This window comes from Butyrivibrio fibrisolvens (genome assembly GCF_037113525.1).
GTDB classification, from domain to species: domain Bacteria; phylum Bacillota; class Clostridia; order Lachnospirales; family Lachnospiraceae; genus Butyrivibrio; species Butyrivibrio fibrisolvens.
The window spans coordinates 4,199,787-4,224,089 of the sequence record NZ_CP146963.1 but is presented as its reverse complement, the minus strand read 5'-3'; the positions used below and the strand labels follow the sequence as shown (position 1 = coordinate 4,224,089).

Annotated in this window: 21 protein-coding genes; 20 read left to right on the top strand and 1 reads right to left on the bottom strand. The window is 40.9% G+C overall.

The window, feature by feature from the left end; translation table 11 throughout:
- Positions 1 to 3: 3 nt before the first annotated feature.
- The 12 genes from WAA20_RS18010 to pseI all read left to right on the top strand — a co-directional run bounded on the left by WAA20_RS18010 (position 4) and on the right by pseI (position 13,722).
- Positions 4 to 936 (top strand): formyltransferase family protein, encoded by a 933-nt coding sequence (locus WAA20_RS18010; protein ID WP_073386521.1) that lies wholly within the window; start codon positions 4 to 6, stop codon positions 934 to 936.
- An 8-nt stretch (positions 937 to 944) separates the two neighbouring features.
- Complete coding sequence (locus WAA20_RS18005) at positions 945 to 2,057, top strand: glycosyltransferase (protein ID WP_073386520.1); 1,113 nt, start codon at positions 945 to 947, stop codon at positions 2,055 to 2,057.
- A gap of 68 nt (positions 2,058 to 2,125) precedes the next feature.
- Positions 2,126 to 2,884 carry a hypothetical protein gene (locus tag WAA20_RS18000; protein ID WP_073386519.1) on the top strand — a complete coding sequence of 253 codons (759 nt, stop codon included), beginning with the start codon at positions 2,126 to 2,128 and terminating at the stop codon, positions 2,882 to 2,884.
- Positions 2,885 to 2,948: 64 nt separating this feature from the next.
- Positions 2,949 to 4,739, top strand: a complete 1,791-nt coding sequence (locus tag WAA20_RS17995) for an HAD family hydrolase (protein ID WP_073386518.1) — start codon at positions 2,949 to 2,951, stop codon at positions 4,737 to 4,739.
- Positions 4,740 to 4,780: 41 nt separating this feature from the next.
- Positions 4,781 to 5,020, top strand: coding sequence for an acyl carrier protein (locus WAA20_RS17990; RefSeq protein WP_073386517.1), 240 nt, complete (start codon positions 4,781 to 4,783; stop codon positions 5,018 to 5,020).
- Positions 5,021 to 5,036: 16 nt separating this feature from the next.
- Positions 5,037 to 5,441 carry a VOC family protein gene (locus tag WAA20_RS17985; RefSeq protein ID WP_073386507.1) on the top strand — a complete coding sequence of 135 codons (405 nt, stop codon included), beginning with the start codon at positions 5,037 to 5,039 and terminating at the stop codon, positions 5,439 to 5,441.
- A gap of 5 nt (positions 5,442 to 5,446) precedes the next feature.
- The gene (locus WAA20_RS17980; RefSeq protein WP_073386506.1) at positions 5,447 to 6,991 is read left to right on the top strand and encodes an MBOAT family O-acyltransferase; all 1,545 of its coding nucleotides are present in this window, start codon (positions 5,447 to 5,449) and stop codon (positions 6,989 to 6,991) included.
- Positions 6,988 to 8,079 carry an SGNH/GDSL hydrolase family protein gene (locus tag WAA20_RS17975; RefSeq protein ID WP_242951156.1) on the top strand — a complete coding sequence of 364 codons (1,092 nt, stop codon included), beginning with the start codon at positions 6,988 to 6,990 and terminating at the stop codon, positions 8,077 to 8,079. The genes WAA20_RS17980 and WAA20_RS17975 overlap by 4 nt, the downstream gene beginning before the upstream one ends.
- A 4-nt stretch (positions 8,080 to 8,083) precedes the next feature.
- Positions 8,084 to 9,967, top strand: a complete 1,884-nt coding sequence (gene asnB / locus WAA20_RS17970) for an asparagine synthase (glutamine-hydrolyzing) (protein WP_073386504.1) — start codon at positions 8,084 to 8,086, stop codon at positions 9,965 to 9,967.
- 56 nt (positions 9,968 to 10,023) lie between these two features.
- Positions 10,024 to 12,069, top strand: a complete 2,046-nt coding sequence (locus WAA20_RS17965; RefSeq protein WP_073386503.1) for an asparagine synthase-related protein — start codon at positions 10,024 to 10,026, stop codon at positions 12,067 to 12,069.
- A gap of 84 nt (positions 12,070 to 12,153) precedes the next feature.
- Positions 12,154 to 12,591, top strand: a complete 438-nt coding sequence (locus WAA20_RS17960; RefSeq protein ID WP_073386501.1) for a GNAT family N-acetyltransferase — start codon at positions 12,154 to 12,156, stop codon at positions 12,589 to 12,591.
- A gap of 75 nt (positions 12,592 to 12,666) precedes the next feature.
- On the top strand, positions 12,667 to 13,722 hold the full coding sequence (gene pseI, locus WAA20_RS17955) for a pseudaminic acid synthase (protein WP_073386646.1): 1,056 nt from the start codon (positions 12,667 to 12,669) through the stop codon (positions 13,720 to 13,722).
- Between the two features lie 99 nt (positions 13,723 to 13,821).
- Here pseI and WAA20_RS17950 read toward each other — a convergent pair whose 3' ends face one another.
- Entirely contained in the window at positions 13,822 to 15,114 is a 1,293-nt protein-coding gene (locus WAA20_RS17950) for a glycosyltransferase (RefSeq protein ID WP_139263672.1), read from the bottom strand.
- Positions 15,115 to 15,261: 147 nt separating this feature from the next.
- On the opposite strand from WAA20_RS17950, the gene WAA20_RS17945 reads away from it, so the two are divergent.
- The 8 genes from WAA20_RS17945 (at position 15,262) to WAA20_RS17910 (ending at position 24,303) form a co-directional block, all read left to right on the top strand.
- A complete protein-coding gene (locus tag WAA20_RS17945; protein WP_073386498.1) occupies positions 15,262 to 16,212 on the top strand; it encodes an NAD-dependent epimerase/dehydratase family protein in 951 nt (316 codons plus the stop codon).
- Positions 16,213 to 16,229: 17 nt separating this feature from the next.
- Positions 16,230 to 17,318, top strand: a complete 1,089-nt coding sequence (locus WAA20_RS17940) for a glycosyltransferase (RefSeq protein ID WP_073386496.1) — start codon at positions 16,230 to 16,232, stop codon at positions 17,316 to 17,318.
- A 52-nt stretch (positions 17,319 to 17,370) separates the two neighbouring features.
- A complete protein-coding gene (locus WAA20_RS17935) occupies positions 17,371 to 18,249 on the top strand; it encodes an alpha-1,2-fucosyltransferase (RefSeq protein ID WP_073386491.1) in 879 nt (292 codons plus the stop codon).
- A gap of 93 nt (positions 18,250 to 18,342) precedes the next feature.
- On the top strand, positions 18,343 to 20,175 hold the full coding sequence (locus tag WAA20_RS17930) for an ABC transporter ATP-binding protein (protein ID WP_073386489.1): 1,833 nt from the start codon (positions 18,343 to 18,345) through the stop codon (positions 20,173 to 20,175).
- A 26-nt stretch (positions 20,176 to 20,201) separates the two neighbouring features.
- On the top strand, positions 20,202 to 21,155 hold the full coding sequence (locus tag WAA20_RS17925; protein WP_073386644.1) for a glycosyl transferase GT17 family protein: 954 nt from the start codon (positions 20,202 to 20,204) through the stop codon (positions 21,153 to 21,155).
- Positions 21,156 to 21,172: 17 nt separating this feature from the next.
- Positions 21,173 to 21,925 carry a DUF5672 family protein gene (locus tag WAA20_RS17920; protein WP_073386487.1) on the top strand — a complete coding sequence of 251 codons (753 nt, stop codon included), beginning with the start codon at positions 21,173 to 21,175 and terminating at the stop codon, positions 21,923 to 21,925.
- Positions 21,926 to 22,696, top strand: coding sequence for a glycosyltransferase family 2 protein (locus WAA20_RS17915; RefSeq protein ID WP_073386486.1), 771 nt, complete (start codon positions 21,926 to 21,928; stop codon positions 22,694 to 22,696).
- Between the two features lie 107 nt (positions 22,697 to 22,803).
- Positions 22,804 to 24,303 (top strand): radical SAM protein, encoded by a 1,500-nt coding sequence (locus WAA20_RS17910; RefSeq protein ID WP_073386484.1) that lies wholly within the window; start codon positions 22,804 to 22,806, stop codon positions 24,301 to 24,303.

Here is a 24,303-nt window from a genome sequence, read left to right as displayed (position 1 = left end):
GATATGCATTATAAGCTTGTTGTATTCGGGGTTAAAGATACCTCTGAGAATATAATCGATTTTATACAAAAGGAGCTTTGCCCGGTTGATCTTGTAATAACGATCGCACCCAAGGTTACTGAGAATAACCAGGTTTCAGGCTTCAAGGGACTGTCTTTTCTGACAGATAAGTATGGAATACCTGTATATGAAGCAGACAGTTATTATCTTAAGGATGAGAAGACTATCAAGTTCATAAGTGAGAATACTTTTGATATAGGAATCGTAATGGGATGGCAGAGGCTTATCCCTAAGCATGTCCTTGATGCATTTTCAAAGGGTATATACGGATTCCATGGCAACTGCGGATACCTTCCGTTTGGAAGAGGAAGATCTCCACTTAACTGGTCAATGATCCTGGGAGATACAAGATTTAACCTTAATCTTTTCAGATATGATGAGAAGGCAGATAGTCCTAATGTATTCGGAACTGAGATGTTCTCGATCAATCCTCATGATGATATAAGAACTGCCCAGTACAAGAACATGATCTGCTCCAAGCGTCTTATCAGGAAGCTTGTAACAACCTACTTGTCAGGAGAGGAGATCAGGATAAGGACTGATTCCAAAGATTTTGACAGCTGGTATGAAAAAAGAACTCCTGCCGATGGTAAGGTAGACTGGCACGCAAGAACACGTGACATATATAACCTTATCAGAGGCGTTGCTGCGCCCTTCCCCGGAGCTGTATGCTTTGCAGGAGAAGGCGAAAGTCACGAGATGAAGATATGGCAGGCACATCCGTTTGATGAGATGATTGATTTCTCTGCATTTGAACCTGGAGAAGTCATAGATATCTTTGATGGTAAGCTTGTTGTAAGAACAGTTGACGGATCGATCCTTATAGATAGATTTGATTGTGATATAGAAGTCACCAAAGGAACAGTACTTCACTGAAATAGTATATGAGAACAATAGCATTTCATTTAAATTGCCTTGTAAAGGGCGGCGCTGAAAGGGTCGTAAGTAACCTTGCCAACAAGTTCGCCCAGGAAGGCTACAAAGTTTATGTTGCAACTGAATGGTATGATGAGAATGAATTTGTTCTTGATGAGCGCGTTACCCGTGTTCATGTAGGTCTTCGCAAGGAAGATGAGAACAAGAACAGGATCACAAAATTCTTTCTCAGGATCAAATACCTTAAGCAGTTTATGAAAGAGTATCATCCGGATCTTTTGATCGCATTTGCACAAAGGGCTAATTACAGAGCTCTTATGGCACAAAAGGGAACGGATGTTCCTGTTGTTATTTCCATAAGGACTAACCCTACAGGACATTATGATGCCTTATCTGATAAGATTCAGATAAAGTGGCTCTTCCCTAAGGCAGCAGGATGCGTTTTCCAGACAACAGGCCAGAAGGAGTTTTTCAAGCCTTACCTTCAGGACAATTCAACTATAATAATAAATCCGATAAATCCAAAGTTTTTCGATGTTCCTTTTCCTGCGGAACGCGAAAAAGCTGTTGTACATCATGCAAGGATCGTAGATTTCAAAAATCAGCCAATGCTGATAAGAGCCTTTGTAAAGGTTCACAAGAAGCATCCTGACTGGGTACTTAGAATTTACGGTGATGATTCCCATGATGGAACACTTGAGATTCTTAAGAGTCTGATCAGTGAGAATAAAGCTGAGGATTATATATTCCTTATGGGTGACAGTGAGACCCTTGAAAAGGAAATAGTCAAAGGCAGAGTATATGCCTTTACATCAGATTGGGAAGGACTTCCAAATTCTCTTCTTGAAGCTATGGCACTTGGAATGCCTATCGTTTCAACAGACTGCCCATGCGGCGGTCCAAGAACTGTTATGGAAGACGGCGTAAGTGGCCTTCTTATTCCTATCAAAGACGAAGATGCTCTTGTAGATGGCCTTAATAAGCTTATTGAGGATCCTGAGCTTTGTGAGCGCCTTGGAAGTGAGGCTTCAAAGATCAAAGAACGTGCCAATGCTGATGCAGTATTTGAGCAGTGGAAGGACTATATCGAACTGGTACTTAATAGATGCGGCAAGAATTGATATTTTATCAATAGATAAAGTCATCTTTTATAAATATAAACAGGACAATTTTCTGAGAGGAATTAGAGATGTTTTCATACGATGATTACAAAAAAATAATCAAGATAATTAAAGAGTCAGGCCGTCAGGCAACATATCAGGAAGCTCTTAACAAAGATGACTTCATTATCATGCGTCATGACGTTGAATATTCTGTAGAAAGAGCATACAAACTTTCAAAGGTTGAAGAAAGTATGGATTTCAGGTCAACATTCTTTTTTCAGTGGACCAATAATTCATACAATATTCTCTCAAGAAAGAACAGGGATATCCTTACTGATATGCACGAAAGAGGTCAGGAGATAGGACTTCACTTCGCTCTTAACGGCATGACAGACATGAACCTTATCAGAGACAGAATAAAGCAGGAGATAGATATGCTTAGCAACATGCTTGGCTTTGAGATCACAACTTTCTCTATCCACAGACCATCGCCTGCTGTACTTGCAGAGAATATCAAGCTTCCTGGCATTATCAATGCATATCAGGATGAGTTCTTCTCTTTTGATCCTAAAGCAGCAGAAGGTGCAAAGCTTGATGTTAAGTACATGTCAGATGCCAACCACATCTGGAGATACGGATATCCTGATGAAGAGAGTATCCTGAACAATAAGAAAGTACAGATCCTTGTTCACCCATTTGGTTGGACCAAAGAAGGATACGATAATTTCAATAATTACAGAACTCTTATTGATGAGAAGTATGATGAGATGATCGATTCAATAGATAATGAGTGCAAGGACTTTGCAGAGTTTCGTGATAAGTTTGAGATCAAACATGTTAGATAAATCGCGGAATTTTAGAGATGTTATTTAAGACCTATAAAAACATGTTTTGTAAAAAGAGGCAGATTTGAAAGAATTAGAATACCCTTTTGATTCAGCATATATACTGAAAAGATCAAAGAGAATAAAAAAGCAGCTCCTTGAAGATGCTTCATCCCGTATTCACAAGAAGATCGCAGTTCTGGGTGGTTCAACCACTCATGACATAATCCGTATTATGGAGCTTTTCCTTCTTGATAATGGCATCGAACCTGAGTTTTACGAGTCAGAGTATGGACAGTACTGGCAGGATGCAATGTTCCCTTCAGATGAGCTTATTTCTTTTGCTCCTGACATGATATATGTTCATACATCAAACAGGAATATTACAGATTATCCGGTAATGTCAGATGATAAAGCGCAGGTAGAGGATAAGCTTAGCCGTGAATACTCACACTTTACAGTTATGTGGGATAAGCTTGCGGCTACTTTTAACTGCCCGATAATACAGAACAATTTTGAATCTCCTTTTTACAGGCTTTTAGGTAACCGTGATGTTTTTGATATACATGGTCGCCTTAATTTTATCAATGCACTTAATACGAAGTTCTGTGAATATGCGGCTTCTCATGAAGGCTTTTATATAAATGATATAAATTATCTTTCATCCTGCTACGGCCTTGATGCCTGGTCTGATCCTCTTTACTGGCACATGTACAAGTACAGCTTATGCGTTCCGGCTATTCCGTATCTGGCTTTTAATGTTGCCAATATCATTAAGTCAGTTTATGGTAAGAACAAAAAAGCGCTTGTCCTTGACCTTGATAACACGCTGTGGGGCGGAGTTGTCGGAGACGACGGGGTTGACGGTATCGAGATCGGACAGGAAACTAACCTTGGCCAGGTATATTCTGAGATCCAGACCTACCTTAAAGCTCAGAAGGATATCGGCGTTATGCTCAATGTCGATTCCAAGAATGATGAAGAGAATGCTATCGCAGGTTTAAATCATCCTGACGGAGTTCTTAAACCGGATGACTTCATATACATCAAAGCCAACTGGGAACCCAAGAGTGAGAACTTCAAGGCTATTGCAAAAAGCATGAATATCCTTCCGGAGTCCATGGTCTTTGTTGATGATAACCCTGCAGAAAGAGAGATCATAAAGCAGCAGGTTACAGGCGCTCCGGCACCTGAGATCGGAAAGCCTGAAGATTATATAAGAGTTATTGATCACTCCGGATTTTTTGAAGTTACAAATCTGTCTGAGGATGATAAGAAGCGTAACGATATGTACAAAGCTAATCGTGAACGCGAAAAGCTTGAAGAGAGTTTTCAGGACTACGGACAGTATCTGACATCTCTTGATATGAAGGCTGTCATAAAGCCCTTTGAAGATCTTTATATGGCAAGGATTGCCCAGCTTACTAATAAGAGCAATCAGTTCAACCTGACTACAAAACGCTTTACTCAGGAAGAGATTGCAAAGGCAGCAGCTGATGATTCTAACATAACCCTATATGGCCGCCTTATGGATAAATTCGGAGATAACGGAATAGTCTCTCTTGTTATGGGTCATCAGGAGGAAAAGGAGTGTCATATAGACCTTTGGCTTATGAGCTGCCGTGTATTAAAACGCGATATGGAATTTGCCATGATGGATGCTCTTGCAGATGAATGCCAAAAGCGCGGTATAGATACGATCATCGGCTACTATTATCCAACAACCAAGAACAAGATGGTCAAAGAATTTTATTCCTTGCAGGGCTTTGATAAAATAAAAGAAGATGCTGATGGCAATACAGTGTGGAAACTTGATATATCATCAGGATATGAAAACAAAAACAGATATATTGCCCTTGATAATGACTTGAAGTAAAATAACATATATTTTTGTGGTAAAAACAGGAGATTATAGATATGACAAGAGAAGAAGTATTTGAGCGCCTTAACGAAGTATTCCGTGACGTTTTTGATGAGGAAGATATTACTGTAAACGATGAAACAACATCTAATGACATCGACGGATGGGATTCACTTGAGCACATCAACCTTGTAAATGCTGTTGAGCAGGAATTTGGCGTTAAGTTTGATATGGGTCAGATCGTTTCTATGAAGAATGTTGGTGAGATGGTCAACATCATCATGTCACAGCTTTAATAAGAATGGTACTTTTATGACAACATTTAATGTTCATCACGTTGGCTATCTGTGCAAGAATCTTGAGAAATCAAGAGCTAAGTTCCTTGAGCTTGGATACTCCATAGAGCAGGAGAAAGCCTTCGATGATATAAGAAAAATATATATAGAGTTCCTTACAAGCGGAGGCTACAGAGTAGAACTCATCCAGCCCTCTGACAAGGAATCACCTATGTATCCACTTCTTTCAAGATATAAGAATACACCCTATCACTTCTGCTATGAAGTTGAGGATCTTGAAGAGGCAACTAAAGAACTTGAGAATAAGGGCTATACTATTTTCCAGAGCCCTGAAAAAGCACCCTGTATAGAAAATGGCAGGGTTGTATTTATGATCAACACAGCAGCAGGCATTGTTGAACTACTTGAAAGGGCAACCTGATTTTTATGGAACTTACATCTTTCTACTTTCTGTGCTTTTATGCTGCAGTTCTTATACTGTATTATATTGTACCTGTAATATTCAAAGGCAGGGGACAGTGGGTTGTACTGCTTGCAGCCAGCGTAGGTTATTACTACATGGCTGAAGGCGGGAAACTTCTTCTGTACCCTTTTTTTGCGTCCTTTGTTACATGGGCGCTTGTCATGGCACTGACAAGACTTGATAAGAAAAAATCAGCTGCAAGAAGGGCTGTTCTAATTCTTGAACTTCTCATACTTCTTGGAATCCTTGCAGGTCTTAAATATATACGATTCGTATATGCCGATTCCATAAGTCTGGCTGTACCACTTGGACTATCCTTCTACACCTTCATGCTCCTTGGATACTTTATCGATGTATATAACGGAATCTGCGAACCTCAGACAAGTCTTTTAAAGACCTGCCTCTATGGAATGTACTTCCCTCTTATGACTTCCGGTCCTATCGTGAAGCTAAGAGAAGGTGGAAAGCAGTTTTTTGAAAGACACGAGCTTTGCTATGAGAATATAACATTTGGTATGCAGAGAATGCTCTGGGGCTTTTTCAAAGAGCTTGTTATATCCCAGAGACTCGGCAAGGTTGTAAGTACAGTCTATGCACAGGACTCAGGCTATACAGGAGTATATGTCTGGTTTGCAACAGCCTGCTTTGCTTTTCAGCTCTATACTAACTTTTCAGGCTGTATGGATATCGTAATAGGTCTTTCAGAAACCTTTGGACTTGTAATGCCTGAAAACTTCAGGACTCCATTCCTTGCAAAGAATATTTCCGAGTACTGGAGACGCTGGCATGCAACTCTTGGAATCTGGATGAAGGACAACCTCTTTTATCCTCTCCTTAGAACCAAGTTCTTCATGAATCAGGCCAAGTCCTTTAAAAAGAAGTTTGGCAAAAAACTTGGCAAGCAGCTTAATACCTGGCTTGCAATGCTGATCCTCTGGACAGCTGTCGGCCTTTGGCATGGCGGAGATCTTAAATATGTAATAGGTTCAGGTATACTTCACTGGGCTTATATAGTTATTGGAGAAGCAACCCTTCCTTTCTTTACCTGGCTTTTTAAAGATAAGCTCCATATAAATATGGAAGGTAAGGCTGCAAATGCATTCAGAGTTGTAAGAACATTTTTCCTTGTAAATATTGGATTCGTATTCTTCAGGGCAGACTCAACAGGCCATGCCTTAAAGCTTCTTGCAGCAGGCGTAAGCACCTTTAATATTGCAGAACTTTTTAATGGTCATATATTCGACCTGGGACTTGATTTTATAGAGATGACAGTTGCATTCGTATCTATAGCAGTACTGATAGTCGTGTCAGTTCTTCAGTACAGAATGGATCTAAAGGCAGAAGAGGACAGAGAATACGCAGGACCAAAGAGCGTAAGACAGCTTATAGCTTCAAAGCCTATTGTCCTTCGCTGGGCTATTTGGATTGCACTTATCATGTATGTTATACTCCTTGGAGAATATGGCCCCGGATATAGCGCGGCTGAATTTATTTACGAGGGCTTTTGATTAAGATTATGAGTAAAAAGCAGATTTTAAAAGCGGCAGTATTTGCCGTCATATTCATATTTCTCATAAGGTCTGTCACCTACGTATTAAGAACTAATGGTGATGTAAAAGACAGGTTTACAGGATTCTATGCTGAGCCGGACAACACTATCGATGCTGTTGTGATAGGTTCAAGTCCTGTCTATCCTGCTATTGTCACACCCAAGATCTATGAAGATACAGGTATTACTGTATATCCTTTGTCAAGTAATATGCAGCGTCCTGTTGCTGGCATGTACCTTGTCAAAGAGGCCGAGAAGACCCAGTCTCCAAAGCTCTATATCTTTGAGATGAGAATGTATACAGCCAATGACGAAGATATAATCGGCAATATGGCTCATACAAGAGAAGTAACAGACAACATGAAGTATTCCATGAACAGAATAGATACGATCAATGCAATGGTAGATGATAAGAGCGAAAGACTCACCTACTATTTTGACATATTCAAGTATCATTCTAACTGGAAGACACTTTTCATGTGGTCTCAGCTTAGAGATTTTAATTACGAATACCCGGATGACCTTAAGGGGTATGTGGTTTACGACCAGGTTGGACCGACTCAGCCTGTTGATACAACTGATATCACAGGAAAAAGACCTATTCAGGACAAGCAGGAGAAAGCCCTTCGCGATCTCCTTGACTATCTTTCGGCCAATGATCTTCAGGGACTTTTTATAGTACTTCCTGAACTTATGACAGAAGACAGTCAGAAGAAGTATAACTATATGGAGGCTATAATCGAGTCCTATGGCTATAACTTCCTTAACATGAACGAGTATTATGATGAGATAGGCATTGATTATGAAACAGACTTCCGTGACTACGGTAACCATACTAATGCTCTTGGCGCAGTCAAGGTTACAGATTATCTGGAAGAATACCTTGTAACTAACTATCAGTTCATAGATGATCACAGACTTGATTCAAGCTTTAGCTCATGGGAAGATGCCTATAAGCTCTGGCAGGAAGAATATGCCAAAGCCACAGAGACTATTAAGCAGACGATAGCTGACGAGAACTGGTACGAACCGGAAGTAGAGGAATGACATCATGTGCGGAATTTGCGGATATTTATCAAGAAAAAGAATAAGTGAAGATGAGCTTCGTATCATGAACGATACGATGATACATCGTGGCCCCAATGATAATGGAGTAGAGATATACGATGGTCCTGACGGATACAGTATCGGTATGGCTCAGCGAAGGCTGTCCATTGTCGACCTGTCTCCCCTTGGTCATCAGCCCATGCACTCCGCAGATAAGAGAGTAACAGTCGTATTCAACGGCGAAATATATAACTTTCTTGAGCTCAAAAAAGAGCTTACAGGTTATCCCTTTAAATCAACCTGCGATACTGAAGTAATAATAGCAGCATATCTTAAATGGGGTATACAGTTTACAGACCATATCCATGGCATGTTTGCCATCGCCCTTTATGACAGAGAGACAGAAGATTTTTATCTCATAAGAGACAGAATAGGCAAAAAGCCTCTTTATTACTGGGTAGATGGAGACAACCTTGTATATGCTTCAGAGCTTAAGCCTATCATGAAATGCCCCGGCTTTGAAGGAAAGATAAGACGTGAAGTTATTTCAAGATACCTTTACCAGCAGTATATAAATGCTCCTGACAGTATATTTGAAGATGTATATAAATTAGAGCCCGGTGCTGTTCTTAAGTTTTCAAAAGGAAAGAGACAGATCTGGAAATACTGGGATATACGAAAAGCTTATGAGGAGAACAGTAAGAACCCTGTAACAAGCTATGACCAGGCCAAGTCAGAACTCAAAGACCTTCTTAAAAAGGCCGTAGCTGACAGAATGATAGCAGATGTTCCTCTTGGAACATTTCTTTCAGGCGGCTTTGATTCAAGCCTTATAACAGCTCTTGCTCAGGACAATTCAACTGAACCTGTAAAGACTTTTTCCATAGGCTTTAATGAAAAGAACTATAATGAAGCCGAGTTTGCTAAGGCAGTAGCAGCGCATCTTGGCACTGATCATACAGAACTCTATATCGATGAAAAAGAGATGTTTGATCAGATCGAAGATATGGCAAAGTACTATGATGAACCCTTTGCTGATTCATCACAGATTCCTTCAATGCTGGTGTCAAAGCTTGCAAGACAGAAGGTAACAGTAGCCTTGTCAGGAGACGGCGGCGATGAGTTTTTCTGCGGATACAATATCTACGCAGATCTTGCACTTGCAAGAAAGCTGGATCTTCTTGGCAATATAGCATATGGAGTAGGCCAGATACCTTTGGGATCCGGCACTAAGCTTCTTGATAAGTATCCATTTAAAGTCAGAGTTATTGCAGAAAATCACAACAAGGAAACCAAGAGCCAGCTCTCATCAGAAGGATATGTAAGAGCAGCCATGGCTTTTATGAATAACGAAGAAGGCCTTCCTTGTAAATATCCTGTTGAATCTTCCTATCCGGGAAGTAACTGGCAGATAAAGAGAATGCTCCTTGATATGGATACATACCTTCCGGGAGACATCCTTTGCAAGATGGACAGAGCATCCATGAAGTATTCTCTTGAGAACAGATGCCCTATAATGGACACAGCAGTAATGGAGTATTCTTTCAGGATCCCTCACGAGTATAAATATTTTAAGGGAGATAAGAAGCATATCCTTAAGGATATAGCATATGATTATATCCCACGTGATCTTCTTGACAGACCTAAGGTTGGTTTCGGTGTACCGCTTGATAAGTGGATGAGAGGACCTTTGAAAGAGAAGCTCCTTAGCTACGCGAGCTCAGATTACCTTAAGAAGCAGGGCTTATTTGATCCTGCATATGTCAATAAGTTCATTGGCGATTACCTCACAAATGGAGATGGAGGTAGAGCTTCAGGAAGAAATTATTCTGGCATAGCATGGAGCTTCTTCGTATTCCAGCAGTGGTATCAGTACTTTGGATTATGATTGATCGATCGTATAGCATTTCACGAGTATGATTTATAGATAACAGGACGTAGAATATGTGCGGAATTTCAGGACTGATTAATTACAAAGGCAATGTTCGTGCAGTAATAGCAGGCATGAATGAACATATGAAAGACAGGGGACCGGATGCAGATGGCATCTGGATAAGCCCTGATTCTAAGATTGCACTTGGTCATCGGAGATTAGCGATACGTGACCTTTCTTCGAACGGTGCCCAGCCCATGAGATCCCATTCCGGCCGCTATATGATGGTCTATAACGGAGAGATCTATAACGCATCACTTCTTAAAGACCGTCTTATCAAAGAATCTTTTTGCAAAGATTCAGATTTCAGAGGTACTTCAGATACGGAGATCCTTTTGGAAGGTATCGAAGCTTACGGCTTATATGAAACACTGTCAGTATGCAAAGGAATGTTTGCTATAGCTGTCTATGATACAGTTACAGGAAGACTTCAGCTTGCAAGAGACAGAGTTGGAGAAAAGCCTTTATATTACGGCTTTGTCGGACATGACAGTTTTGCTTTTGCTTCTGACATAGGATGCTTTACCTGCATTTCTGAATTTGAGAAAAAGGTAAACAGAGCAGTCCTTCCGCTTTATTTTTCACACGGATATATTCCTGCTCCTTACAGCATCTATGAAGATGCTTATAAGCTCATGCCCGGAACGATCCTTACGATCGATGATCCTTATGCCTACTTTGATCCGGTGTCAGACGGTGACTTCGCCCAGTATTATAAAAACGGCAAGGCAGGTTTTTGCTTTAACTCATCCGATTATCTTAATGCTTCATCCTCTAAAGAAGTGGAAAAAAACACAGGTGACCTTTGCAGCGAAAACGGCCATGTTTATACCATTTACTGGTCCATGAAAGAAGCCGCAGATAAAGGCCAGAACAATCTTTTTACAGGATCAGAGCAGGAAGCTGCAGATGAGCTTGAAAGACTTATCAAAGAGTCCATTAAAGGCCAGATGATATCGGATGTTCCGCTTGGAGCATTCCTTTCTGCCGGTATAGATTCAAGTACTATAGTATCTCTTATGCAGCAGATAGCACCTGGGAGAGTTAAGACCTTCACCATCGGAATGCATGAGGAAGGCTTTAATGAAGCTGATATAGCAGGAGAGATTGCAGGTATCCTCGGAACAGAACATACAGAGATGTACATAGATGACAGCGATGCCAAGGCTGTTATCCCCAAGCTTGCAGATATGTTTGGAGAACCCTTTGCAGACAGCAGCCAGATTCCTACTTACCTTGTAAGTAAGATGACCCGTCAGCACGTGACAGTATCCCTTTCAGGAGATGCAGGCGATGAGCTCTTCTGCGGTTACACTTCCTATAGATCTATAGAAAGGATCTGGAATAAAACAGGTAAGATTCCTTATCCTGTCCGCAGGGCATCAGGAGCTTTACTTTCTTCTATAGCCCAAGGAGATAACGCTGTAAGAGCAGCACTTTTAAAAGCATCTGACTCTGCAGGCCTTCATATGATCGAGCAGGATCCGTATGGATATGGCAGAAGGATTCCGATCATTGGTAGAGAGGCTTGCCGTGATCGTTATTCTAAAGCAGTCCTGTATGCAGGTAATACACAGGGAAGTTACCTTGATGAAGTCAATCATAACATCATGCTCCTTGATATGAACCTGTATCATCCTGATGATATTCTTGTTAAGGTTGACAGAACTGCCATGGCAGTATCCCTTGAAACCAGAGTTCCTTTCCTTGATAAGGATGTTGTTGAGTTTGCATGGACACTACCTATAGACTACCTGCGAGATGAGAAGGTAGGCAAAAAGGTCCTTAGAAACATACTTTACCGCTATGTTCCTAAAGAACTTATGGACAGACCTAAAAAAGGTTTTTCAATTCCTATTATGAAATGGCTCCTTGAGCCCCAGCTTAGGGAATGGGCTGAAAGCCTTATTGATCCTTCAAAGATCAAACGTCAGGGCTTCCTTAATGAAAATGAAGTTACAAAGCTTTGGAATGATTTCGTAACCAAAGGAGAGTGGCGTTTGCAGATATGGTACATTCTCATGTTCCAGCAGTGGCTCGAAAGTATTGGATTATAATCCAATAGATAAAGTTCTATTGTGAAGACAAGCGGAACTGGCTTTATTACTGTGTTTTTGAATCTATGATTTCAAGGAGATCTTATGCATATAAGAAAAGCTTGTATAGAGGATGCTCTCTCCATCTTAGAATGGAGAAACGACGAAACCACAAGAATGAATTCCTTTGATCATGAAATAATAGCAGAGGAAAACCATATCAGGTGGTTCAAGAATAAGCTGTCTGATAAGTCCTGCCATTTTTTTATTCTTGAAGACGAAGAAGGACCTGCAGGCTGCGTAAGAGTCGATGTTATAAAAGACGTCGGTGAAGTTAGCTATATGATCGCACCAGGAAGGCGCGGTAAAGGTTATGGCACTAAATGTTTAAGTCTCATGGAAGAAGAATTTAAAAAGACGGATGTAAAGTCATTAGTCGGCTTTGTGATAGGTCAAAACCTTGCATCAGCAAAGTGCTTTGAGAATAATGATTATGTGAAAATGTCCGCAGGAGATGTAAACTGCTTTATAAAGAATATATGATCTCTCGGATGTAGATAACTAAAACGCATATCATATAAAAATCGATTTAGTAGACAAATAGGAATGGTGACAGATATGTTCAAAAAATGCTTCAAGATCGGAAATAAAGCTGTAGGTAGTAATGATAAGACATTCATCGTTGCAGAACTTTCCGGCAATCATAATGGTGATTACAACAGGGCTGTAGAGATCATTCATGCAGCTGCTGAGGCCGGAGCTGATGCTGTAAAGCTTCAGACCTACACAGCTGATACTATTACAATAGATTGTAATAAGCCATGGTTTATGACATCAGCTGGAAGCCTTTGGGAAGGAAGAACTCTCTATGATCTTTATAAGGAAGCATACACCCCATGGGAGTGGCATGAGGGCCTTATAAAGGAAGCCAATAAGCTTGGCCTTGAATGCTTTTCTTCACCCTTTGATCCCACAGCTGTCGATTATCTGGAGAATCTCAACGTTCCTGCCTACAAGATAGCCAGCTTTGAGATCAACGATATTCCTCTTATAAGGAAAGTTGCAAGACTCCATAAGCCCATCATCTTTGCAACAGGCATAGCTTATGAAGAAGATATCAGACTTGCACTTGATACCTGTCTTGAAGAGCAAAACGAGAATATTATCTTACTTAAGTGTGTAAGCGCATATCCTACTCCATACGATATGGTCAACCTTCGTATGATGGAGGATCTTGCTGAAAAATACGACTGCCTTGTGGGACTTTCTGATCACACACTTGGAAGCGTAGTTGCAACCGGAAGTGTAGCCCTTGGCGGCAAGATGATAGAGAAGCACCTTACCCTTGACAGAAAAGCAGGCGGAGTAGATGATGCATTCTCAATGGAGCCAAAAGAATTTGCTGAAATGGTCAGAAACGTCAGGATAATGGAACAGGCTCTTGGCCAAAAAGAATATGAGCTTTCAGACAAGCAGGCTGCAGAAAGGCACCTTAGCAGATCTTTATTTGTAGTCAAGGATATAAAGGCAGGAGAACAGATCACTACAGAAAATGTAAGATCCATAAGACCTGGTAACGGAATGCATACCAAGCATTACGAAGAAGTACTTGGTATGACAGCAGTTAATGATATCGAAAAAGGAACACCTCTTAGCTGGGATCTGATCAGATAAGAAAAGATCAGACAAGATAAATCTGATTAAGATAAATCAGATTAGATAAATCAGATTAGATAAATCAGATAAGATAAAAAGAGCTCATGGAGTAATAATTCACTCCATGAGCGCTTCAACGTAGCGTTCCCATTCTTTAAATACATTAGTAGCGGAATATTCATCTCTTATCTTTAGAGCGTTATCTCCTAACGACTTTGCATATTCAGTATCCTTAAGAACATCAGTCATTTCACGTACAAGGGAATCTTCATCTCCAACAGGAATGAGGATTCCATTTTTATGATTATCTATAAGCATTGCAGGACCGCCGCAGGGACAGTCTGTAGCTATGCAGGCAAGACCTGTACACATAGCTTCAAGAAGAGCATTGGGCATACCCTCAGTATCAGAAGTGTGCAGGAATAAAGAGGCTTTGCACAGCTGACTTCTTATGTCGGTAACGACACCCGGCATAGATACCTTATCGCCTACATTAAGCTTTGCAGCAAGGTCAAGCATCTTCTGCCTGTCAGGACCATCGCCGCATATAAGGAGACTGTAGTCAGGGAAGTCCTTGCTTATCCTTGCAAAAGCGCGGATCATAAGGTCGTGACGCTTATTATCATCAACTCTTCCAACAGCAAGTATCAGCTTTTGTCTTGAATCATAATCAGGTACATCACCATTTAAATACTCATCGCGGACCATATTGTGAAGGATCTTAGCTTTCTTCTGAACAGATTCAGGGAAGAAAGAACGGCTCCTTTCAGTCTGCAATATAACACCCTTTGCCTTTGGGAAAAGGAGCTTAACTCCCATGCCCATTGCACGTCCCGGGTATTCGAGTTCGGGCATTGCGATAACATATGCTGCAACAGGAATAGAAAGCCCGTTGGCAGAAGCAAGAGCCATGAGATTGTTTTTGCCGTTACAGGAAAGAATAAGATCAGGCTTTAAGGTCTTCCAGATACGGCGAAGCTTATTACAGCGTTTTATAAAATCTGATACTCTGGATCCTCCTGAAGTAGAGATCTCAAGAGCAGCATTATCGTTTATATCGGAATAGTATCTTGTTACAGACCCTTTCCAGATATCTTCATTACCTGCAATTTCCTTATTGGATCCTGATCCGTCAAGCGTATTAATAAATGCATTTTCCGCAGCGCCGTTCATAGGAACATATCTAATATCTGTTCCCGGAATAAGGCTTTCATCTCCCGTTTTTGGAGCCTGCTTTCCGCAAAGATCATATTCATTAGGTGATCTGAAGATGGTAACGAAGCTGACCCTGTATCCTCTTTTTGCAAAATACTCTGCAAGATTTACGAATACTCTTTCAGCGCCGCCCTTAGAAAGAGAGCCGATATATAAAGCTATATGTTTTGTTTTCTTAGTATTTTCCTGATTCATAGAATCAGTATAGCACATTATTCGACTTTTTTTATTGGTTAGGATATAATGTTAAAGGCTATAAGGGGAGGTCTGCGTTTTTTGAGGTTGCAGGCCCTTATATACCTCTAATAACAAAACTATGATACCCGGAGAATACAAAGCCGAATGGCAGATAACTATTACAGTAATAAAAAAATATTGATACTTGGAGCCGGTGGTTTTATCGGAACAAATCTTACCGATGAACTTATATCCCGCGGCGCTTCTCTGACCCTTTTTGACGCTTCGTTTGAACAGACGCGTGCTGCAAGATGGGAAAAGAGCGGTGCGAAGTTTATAACAGGTGATTTTTCAAAGATAGCTGATATAGCTGATGATCTTGTAAATGGACAGGATCTTATTTTCCACCTTATCAGTACTACCTGCCCGACTAACTCCAATCAGAATATAGCAGCAGAGTACACGGACAATGTATTACCTACAACAAAGCTCCTTGATGCAAGTATCTCATCCCGTCCCCGTGTAGTGTTCCTTTCTTCAGGAGGAACTGTTTACGGCAAGGATCACACAGGTATTTGCAAGGAAGATGATGATGCATTTCCTATCTCATCATACGGAATCCAGAAGCTGACTATTGAAAAGCTATTATACCTTTATAACTATATCCACGATATTGACTATCGCATCATAAGACTTGCCAATCCTTACGGTCCATACCAGAGGACTAATGGCGTACAGGGCGTTGTTACCAATTTCCTTCACCGCGTCCTTAAAGATGAGCCGCTGACACTGGCAGGAGACGGAAGCGTAGTCAGAGACTATATCTATATAGCTGATGTTATCAAGGGAATCCTCAGGATATCAGAGGATGATGCTGCCAATAAGCTTTATAACTTTGGAAGCGGCCAGGGCACAAGCGTCCTTGAAGTTATCCAGGCTATCGAGAAGATAACGGGCAAGAAAGCAATAGTTAATCGCGTGCCTGCAAGGCTTGTGGATGTACCTGTTAATGTACTTGATATCAGCAGATATAAAGCGGATTTTGGAGATCCAGAGCTTTTGTCACTAGAAGAAGGAATACAGCTTACTGCGCAGTTTCTTAAATCGCAGATGTGATATTTAAGGTTTGATATATGAAAATACTTGAAAAATACATTCCCGGTATAATACCTGAAGCTGATCAGACAGATAAGATCAGCATATCAGTTGCTGTCTATAACGGAGAAAAATATCTTAATAAATGCGTTGATTCACTTCTGGCTCAGACTTATAAGAACATAGAAGTGATCCTTGTAGACGATGGCTCTACAGATGGATGCCCTGCAATATGCGATGAGTATGCGGATAAAGACCCTAGAGTAAAAGTCGTACATAAGAAAAACGGCGGACTTGCATCCGGAAGAAATGCAGGAATCGAAGCTGCAACAGGAACATATCTTGGCTTTATGGATGGCGATGACTGGGTTGATCCTGACATGTACATGCGTCTTATGGCAGCCATAAGAGAGCATAAGGCAGATGTAGCTATAACAAGATACCGCTGGGTATACGAAGACAGAACAGAGGATCCGTCTACTGACAAGGCTTACATTATGGAAGGTCAGGAAGCTCTTGAACAGTATATCCTTGAAAATGATGATATACAGATTCAGAACTGTGCCTGGAATAAACTCTACAGCAAAGACTTCCTCGGTGACCATCGCTTTGATGAAAGTAAATGGTATGAGGATGTTATGTTCACCACAAAGCTTATTTCAAAGGCGAATAAGGTTATTTTCCTTGATCATGCAAGTCATAATTATATCTGTGACAGATCAGGAAGCTATATGAATCAGGGAATAAGCGAGCGTATCATTACTGACCTTATCCCTATCTACAAGGAGCGCACAGCTTTCCTTAGATCAATAGGAAGAGACGACCTTGCAGATACACACAATTACTATTTTTATAAAAGGCTAATGATCTATTACACTCAGGCTTATCGCGGCCCTGATAAAAAAGATGTAAAAAGGTCCAAGATGAACCGCATCAAGGATGCTATATATAGTGAGAAAGCTAATTTTGATGCTGCCTTCAATAGTAATGGTGCTAATCCTAATGAAAAGAAGAAGATGGATATATTCCTCTTTTCACCAAAGATATATCTTATCGTTATGGCTATAAATGACAGATTTATCATTCCTGTAAAAGTTAGAAAGGCAGCTGCAGGGAAATCCAGATAAGAGATTTTGATCTGACCTGAACTAAGAATGCAGGGAGATAACGAGGATACATATGATAATAATTAAGATGCAGGGAGGCCTGGGCAACCAGCTCTTTTTGTATGGACTGTATAAGGAACTTCTTTTTCTTGGCAGGGAAGTTAAGATGGATAATAATGCAGGCTTCATAGAAGATCCTCTGCGTGATCCTGTTCTTTCAAAGCTTGGAATATCCTATGATCTTGCAGAAGATAAAGAGATAAGGAAGATGAGGGATTCATATATGGATCCTTTAAGCCGCATCAGGAGAAAGCTTACAGGCCGGAAGAATAAAGACTACTATGAAGCTCTTGATGGGAACTTTGATGAGACTGTATTAAAGGCAGATGATATATATTTAAACGGCTATTTCCAGTCTGAAAAGTATTTTAATGATGATAGTGTCAGACAGGAACTTCGAGCTGATATCTGCAAAAACAAGGAACGTTACATGAGCGAAAGTGACGTGGCAGATCTAAGACAAGAAATAGCAAATGCAAACTCAGTATCCATGCACATCAGAAGAGGAGACTATCTTACACCTGTTTCTAAAGAAACCTACGGCGGGATCTGCACTGATGAATATTATGAAAAGGCCATGGACCTTGTAAAAGAAAAGAACCCTGATGCGAGGTTTTATATTTTTTCAAATGATATAGACTGGTGCAAAGAAAAGTATAAAGATACAGACAATGTAAGCTTTGTAAGCCTTACAGGCGATGACAGTGATATTAAGGAATTCTTCCTTATGTCTGAATGCAGGCATCATATACTTGCTAATTCAAGCTTTAGCTGGTGGGCAGCATTTTTGAGCGCGGCAGATGATAATAAGAGTCTTAACATAGTCCCGTCTAAATGGACTAACACAAGACAGATGAAGGACATCTATGCCTCATGGATGACCAGGATCTAATAATAGATCATTAAGATATATCCTATAGATAACTTATCCAAGATGATATTTTGGATAATATGTAAAACGATACTAATTTGAAAGGTTTGACTCATGGGAATCGTAACTAAAGACAGAAAGAAAAGCGGAACAGCTTCCCTTAGTATACTTCATAAACTGCGTCATATATTTGATAGAAAGCAGAAGGAACAGTCATTGATCCTTGCTGTGATGATCCTCATTGGAGGTCTTCTGGAAACACTCGGAGTATCCTCAATCCTTACAGTAGTCCAGTCACTTATGGATCCGGAACAGCTCCATAATTCCATCGAGAAGATCAATGAGAAAGTTCCCTTTACCCATAAGCTTATGACTATGGTAGGGCTCAATGATGATAACAGCATCATAGTATTCATGCTGATAGCTCTTATCCTTATATTCGTTATCAAGAATATCTACCTTCTGGTGCTGACTTCAAGACAGAACTCTTTTATAGCAACAGGCCAGAACGATATGATAAGCCGTGTAATGCGAGAGTTTCTGAATAGGCCCTATGAGTATTACCTGGGAGCAGATATCCCTACAGTCTTTCGTATAACAGACAGTGATATACCTAAGATGTTCGCGCTTATCCTTGCTCTTTTGTCACTTACAACAGAGATCGTAGTATCCGTATGTCTTGCCGCAGTACTTGTATTTATCAGCTGGCAGATGACATTTTTCATAGTAGCGGTATTCCTTATACTGACTCTTATCATCATCAGACTCATGAAGCCAAGGCTCAACAGCATCGGTCAGAAGAACCAGAGCATTCAGTCAAGGATCGCCAAGTGGCGTATTCAGGCTATCTACGGACTTAAAGACGTAAAGGTGCTCCACCGCGAAGACTTTTTTATCAGGAATTATTATGAATCAGGTAAAATAGGTGCGCGCCTTGCTACAAGATATTCAGTAATGAATGCAGCCCCGAGATTCCTTATTGAGACAGTATTCATTGCTGCAGTACTTAGCTATATAGCAGTTTATATAGTAAGAGGCGGAAGCATAAATACTCTTGTTCCCCAGCTGTCAGCCTTTGCTGTTGCTGCCATGAGACTACTTCCTTCTGCTAACCGTATCAATACATATCTTGCTGAGATCGCATATGAAGAGCCCAGCCTTGACTATGTCTTTGATAACCTTACTGAATCAATGAAGTCGAACAGCGAGATGAGAGCAAAGCGTGAAGAGATCTCAGGACCTGAGCTTAGCCTTGATAAGGAGATAAAGCTTTCTCATATCACCTTCCACTATCCTGACTCAGACAAAAATATCTTCTCAAATGCAGATATGTTAATTCCAAAAGGAAAGTCAGTAGGAATTATCGGATCATCCGGTGCCGGTAAATCTACTATAGTAGATATCCTCCTTGGACTTCTCCATGCACAGACAGGTGATATCCTTTGCGATGACAGGAACGTCTTTAGTAACTATGAGTCATGGCTTTCCAAGATAGGCTATATCCCTCAGTCTATCTACCTTATAGATGAGAGTATTCGTGACAATATCGCATTTGGAATAGATGCTGACAAGATCAACGAAGACAGACTCTGGGAAGTACTTAAGGAAGCCCAGCTTGATGAGTTCATCAAAACACTTCCTGAAGGCCTCGATACCAGAATCGGTGACAGAGGTGTAAGACTGTCAGGCGGTCAGAGACAGAGAATCGGTATCGCAAGAGCTCTTTATCACAATCCCGAGATACTTGTATTCGATGAAGCGACAAGTGCACTTGATAATGAAACAGAGGCAGCAGTCATGGATGCAGTCAACAGCTTCCATGGACGCAAGACCATGATCATAATCGCCCATAGACTTAACACTATTGAAAAGTGTGATATAATCTATGAAGTTCACGATGAAAAGATAATGGAGACGACACTTGAAGGTCGTCATATAGCACACTGATTAACGACAAATTGATTGGAATAAAAATGGTTTACGATTGCTTTCCTTTTTTTAACGAAGTAGATATATTGGATCTGCGACTTCATATCCTTGATAAATATGTAGACAGATTCGTTATAGAAGAAGCTACGACTACCTTTTCGGGTCAGCCCAAGGAACTGTGCTTTGAGAAGAACAAGGACAGGTTCAAGGACTTTCTTCATAAGATCACTTATATAGTCGTAGATGAAAATCCTACTGATATAAACGCTTTTGAAAGAGATGTCTTTCAGAAGAACCACCTTATAGAAGGCCTTAAGGATGCGGGAGAAGATGACATAATAATGCTCAGCGACTGTGATGAGATCCCTGATCCCAAGGCTCTTACAAAGGTCTTTGCAGAGTTTGACCCGGGTAAGGTATATCACCTTGCCCAGGACAATTTCTATGCTTTTATAAACATGATGGAAGTATCCGGTAAGCTCCTTGAAACAGAAGGCGAGTTCCCAGAGATTCCTGAAAAAGACAGAAAGTGGCTTGGTACCAAGATCACAAGCATTAACCAGTTCCCTAAGGACGGAATCGTAAGACTTCGCGATCAGATCGCAACCACAGATCCAAGGTCAGTCCGCGTACCAAATGGCGGATGGCATTTTGGCTACATGGGCGGAATCAAAGAGACCAATGCAGCCAAGAGGATCGGCATTAAGGTCAAGGCAGCAGCTCATCAGGAATACAATGACAGAGAGATCCTTGCAGAGACAATGGATCAGCTGATACTTGGAAGAGACCTTCTCGGAAGAGATGCTGAGTTTAAAAGGGTTGAAGTAGATAACAGATACCCTCAGTACCTTCTTGATAACCTGGATTATTACGGTTACCTTGTAATGCCTCCTATCACAGGATGGATGCGCATAAAAGCAAGGCTTGACCTGACTGTGGGAAGATTTTGCCGTAAGGCTTATCATCATGTGATGAGAAAAATTGGACTAAGTAAGTAGAAATATTGAGGATTGATATGCCTGAGTATAAAAATGGTAAACTTCAGCTTCCAAATGTGACGCTTGTAGCTCTTACCAGTGTTAAGATAAAACCTACGATCAAAGCAATGCTATATAGCATGCGCGGCATAGATTTTGGTGATGCGGTTCTTATAACCCATGAAAAGCCCTTTATGCTTCCAAAGAAGATCCGCTATGCTCATATAGACAAGATAGATGAGATCAACAAGTTTAACTACGCCTGTGTATATGAGCTTGGTAAATACATAAAAACAGACTATATCCTTCTGGTTCACTATGATGGCTTTGTAATACATCCTGAGAGCTGGAGAGATGAGTTCCTTGACTATGACTATATCGGATCTCCATGGCCGCTTCCACCTGATGACGATCCTGTAAAATACAGAGATCCTGATGGAAAGATAATAAGAGTTGGTAACAGCGTCGGAATAAGAAGTAAGAAACTCTTAGACCTTCCCGGACAGCTTAATCTTCCATGGGAGAGCTTTTATGGATGGTACAATGAAGACGGCTTTCTGTGCTGCCATCATCATAAGGAGCTTGAAGCTGCCGGCTGTAAATATGCTCCTATAGAAGTTGCAAGATACTTTGGAAGAGAGCAGACATTTGAAGAGACCACAGGGATAAAGCCCTTTACCTTCCATAAATGGGGAGGCGAGAACGCAGACTTCCCTAAATTTGATAAGACTCCCTGGATCAAGGTACTGTACAGAAGAATACGGTATGGCCAGAAGAAAGAGGACACCTAAATGCCTAAGGTTTCAATATGCATACCTGCCTACAGGGACAGGGATGGCCTTGAGAGACTTTTAAACAGCATAGTAGCGCAAAGCTTCACAGACTATGAAGTGATAGTATCTGACGATGTTACAGATAATAATTCATCATCACTTGAAGACATTGCTGGAAAATACAAAGGCGCCCTCGGCGACAGACTTATTTACAAAAAGCACACATCAACAGGAAGGCCCGGAGATAACTGGAACTCTTCAATAGAAAATGCCAAGGGTCAGTACATCAAGATGATGCTTCATGATGACTGGTTTACAGATAAGGATTCGCTTTCAGAATACGTATCACTTATTGAAGAGTCAGATGCACCTCTTGCCTTTTCCGGGACATGGGAAGTGTCCGCCGACTGGAGATATGCAAGGCACATTACTGATGAAGATGTGCTTCTTATCAAAAAGGACATAAGAAATCTTTATACCAAAAGTGTAATAGGCGCTCCAAGTGCTACTATCTACAGGAATAACGGAAGGCTCTATGATCCAAAGCTTAAATGGCTTATAGATATGGAATTTTATATACGCCAGATAAGAGCAGGTGGCGGCAGCTTTGTTTATACCAATAAGCCGCTTATGAGCATAGGAAGAAGTGACAGTCAGATGACAAGCTACTGCCTGTCCCATCCAAATCTTGTACGTAAAGAGTACTTTTATGTATATAAAAAACTGGGTCTTAAAAGTGAGAAAGAGTACGCAGACTATCTTAAAGGCCAGCTTAAAAAGCCTCACTAAGTTCAAGAGACTTATAATCTGATTGATAACCAAAAATGATGATTTACATAATATAAAGAACTTAACTATCTTACTAAAAACGGATTTATAGAAAGAGAGATTTACAAATGAGAGTATCAATAGCATATCCGCCGCTTGAAAACGTAAAGGGAGTACCGCTTCTGGGACAGAATCGTCAGTTCCAGTGGTTCAACAGTCCGACATATATATACCCTATGGTACCTGCATCCTGTGCGACCCTCCTTCAGAGCAAAGGCTATGAAGTATTCTGGGATGACGGAATCGCAGAAGAGAAGACCTACAAGGACTTCACAGCTGAAGTCATGGGACGTGATCTTGACGTTATGATGATCGAGACCAAGGCTCCCGTAGTAAGATTCCACTGGGAGATCATTGATGAATACAAGAAGATGAAGCCTGATATGATCATCGTAGTAGTAGGCGATCATGTTACAGCTTTCCCTGAGGAGACAATGAACTCCTGTAAGGCAGATTATGTACTTACAGGTGGTAACTATGATTTCCTTATGGCTGACCTTCTTGATAACCTTAAAGCTAATGGCGGTAAGGTCAAAGTATCAGATCTTCCACAGGGTATCTGGTATAGAAAAGAAAATGCTGCAGGAGAAAACGCTGAAAGCGGCATTGCATCTACAGGTGTATTTGTACTTAATCAGAACCTTAACGACCTTCCTCTTATAGACAGAGACCTTACAAAGTGGAAGCTCTATAGTGAAAAGAACGGTAACTATTCCAGAACACCCGGAACCTATACAATGGCAGCACGTGACTGCTGGCACCATAAGTGTACTTTCTGCAGCTGGACAACTCTTTATCCTCAGTATCTTACAAGATCTCCCGAGAGCCTTCTTGATGAGATCGGAATGCTTATTGAAAAGTACGGCGTTAAGGAGATCATGGACGATTCAGGGGCATTCCCTATTGGAACATGGCTCCATACTTTCTGTCAGGGAATGATCGACCGCGGATATAATAAGAAAGTTATCATGGACTGTAACATGCGTCTTGATGCTCTTTCTTATGAAGAGTACAGACTTATGCGTGAAGCAGGCTTCAGATTTGTCCTCTTCGGACTTGAAAGTGCTAACCAGGAAACTCTCGACAGGATCGACAAGAGAGAGAATATTGACAAGATGGTTGAAAGCCTTAAGAATGCCAAGAAGGCAGGCCTTTCACCTCACATAACTCTTATGTTCGGATATCCATGGGAAGATGAGAAGATGGTCCAGAACACTGTAAAGCTTGGTCGTCAGATCCTTATCAAGGGCTGGGCACATACACTTCAGGCAACAGTTCTTATTCCTTATCCGGGAACACCTCTTTATAAAGAGTGTAAAGAGAACGGATGGCTCCTTACAGAAAAATATGAGGACTTCGATCAGAGAATGCCTGTTATGAAGACTCCAATGGGTTCTGAGAAGATCAAAGAAGCTGTTGAGAGTGTTTATAAGGTATCATTTAACCCTGAGTTCCTTGCAAGAAGAATAGCAGGAATCAGAAGTATCGATGACGTTAAGTTCCTCTTCAGGGCAGCAGGTAAGGTTATAGGACATCTCACAGACTTCGGCGGCAAGAACGGCAACTGA

Coding starts and splice junctions, on each gene's coding strand:
- WAA20_RS17915 (WP_073386486.1), top strand. CDS start 21,926: ATGCCTAAGGTTTCAATATGCATACCTGCCTACAGGGACAGGGATGGC.
- WAA20_RS17925 (WP_073386644.1), top strand. CDS start 20,202: ATGGTTTACGATTGCTTTCCTTTTTTTAACGAAGTAGATATATTGGAT.
- WAA20_RS17910 (WP_073386484.1), top strand. CDS start 22,804: ATGAGAGTATCAATAGCATATCCGCCGCTTGAAAACGTAAAGGGAGTA.
- WAA20_RS18010 (WP_073386521.1), top strand. CDS start 4: ATGCATTATAAGCTTGTTGTATTCGGGGTTAAAGATACCTCTGAGAAT.
- WAA20_RS17990 (WP_073386517.1), top strand. CDS start 4,781: ATGACAAGAGAAGAAGTATTTGAGCGCCTTAACGAAGTATTCCGTGAC.
- WAA20_RS18000 (WP_073386519.1), top strand. CDS start 2,126: ATGTTTTCATACGATGATTACAAAAAAATAATCAAGATAATTAAAGAG.
- WAA20_RS17930 (WP_073386489.1), top strand. CDS start 18,343: ATGGGAATCGTAACTAAAGACAGAAAGAAAAGCGGAACAGCTTCCCTT.
- WAA20_RS17945 (WP_073386498.1), top strand. CDS start 15,262: ATGGCAGATAACTATTACAGTAATAAAAAAATATTGATACTTGGAGCC.
- WAA20_RS18005 (WP_073386520.1), top strand. CDS start 945: ATGAGAACAATAGCATTTCATTTAAATTGCCTTGTAAAGGGCGGCGCT.
- WAA20_RS17960 (WP_073386501.1), top strand. CDS start 12,154: ATGCATATAAGAAAAGCTTGTATAGAGGATGCTCTCTCCATCTTAGAA.
- WAA20_RS17965 (WP_073386503.1), top strand. CDS start 10,024: ATGTGCGGAATTTCAGGACTGATTAATTACAAAGGCAATGTTCGTGCA.
- pseI (WP_073386646.1), top strand. CDS start 12,667: ATGTTCAAAAAATGCTTCAAGATCGGAAATAAAGCTGTAGGTAGTAAT.
- asnB (WP_073386504.1), top strand. CDS start 8,084: ATGTGCGGAATTTGCGGATATTTATCAAGAAAAAGAATAAGTGAAGAT.
- WAA20_RS17980 (WP_073386506.1), top strand. CDS start 5,447: ATGGAACTTACATCTTTCTACTTTCTGTGCTTTTATGCTGCAGTTCTT.
- WAA20_RS17940 (WP_073386496.1), top strand. CDS start 16,230: ATGAAAATACTTGAAAAATACATTCCCGGTATAATACCTGAAGCTGAT.
- WAA20_RS17935 (WP_073386491.1), top strand. CDS start 17,371: ATGATAATAATTAAGATGCAGGGAGGCCTGGGCAACCAGCTCTTTTTG.
- WAA20_RS17950 (WP_139263672.1), bottom strand. CDS start 15,114: ATGAATCAGGAAAATACTAAGAAAACAAAACATATAGCTTTATATATC.
- WAA20_RS17985 (WP_073386507.1), top strand. CDS start 5,037: ATGACAACATTTAATGTTCATCACGTTGGCTATCTGTGCAAGAATCTT.
- WAA20_RS17920 (WP_073386487.1), top strand. CDS start 21,173: ATGCCTGAGTATAAAAATGGTAAACTTCAGCTTCCAAATGTGACGCTT.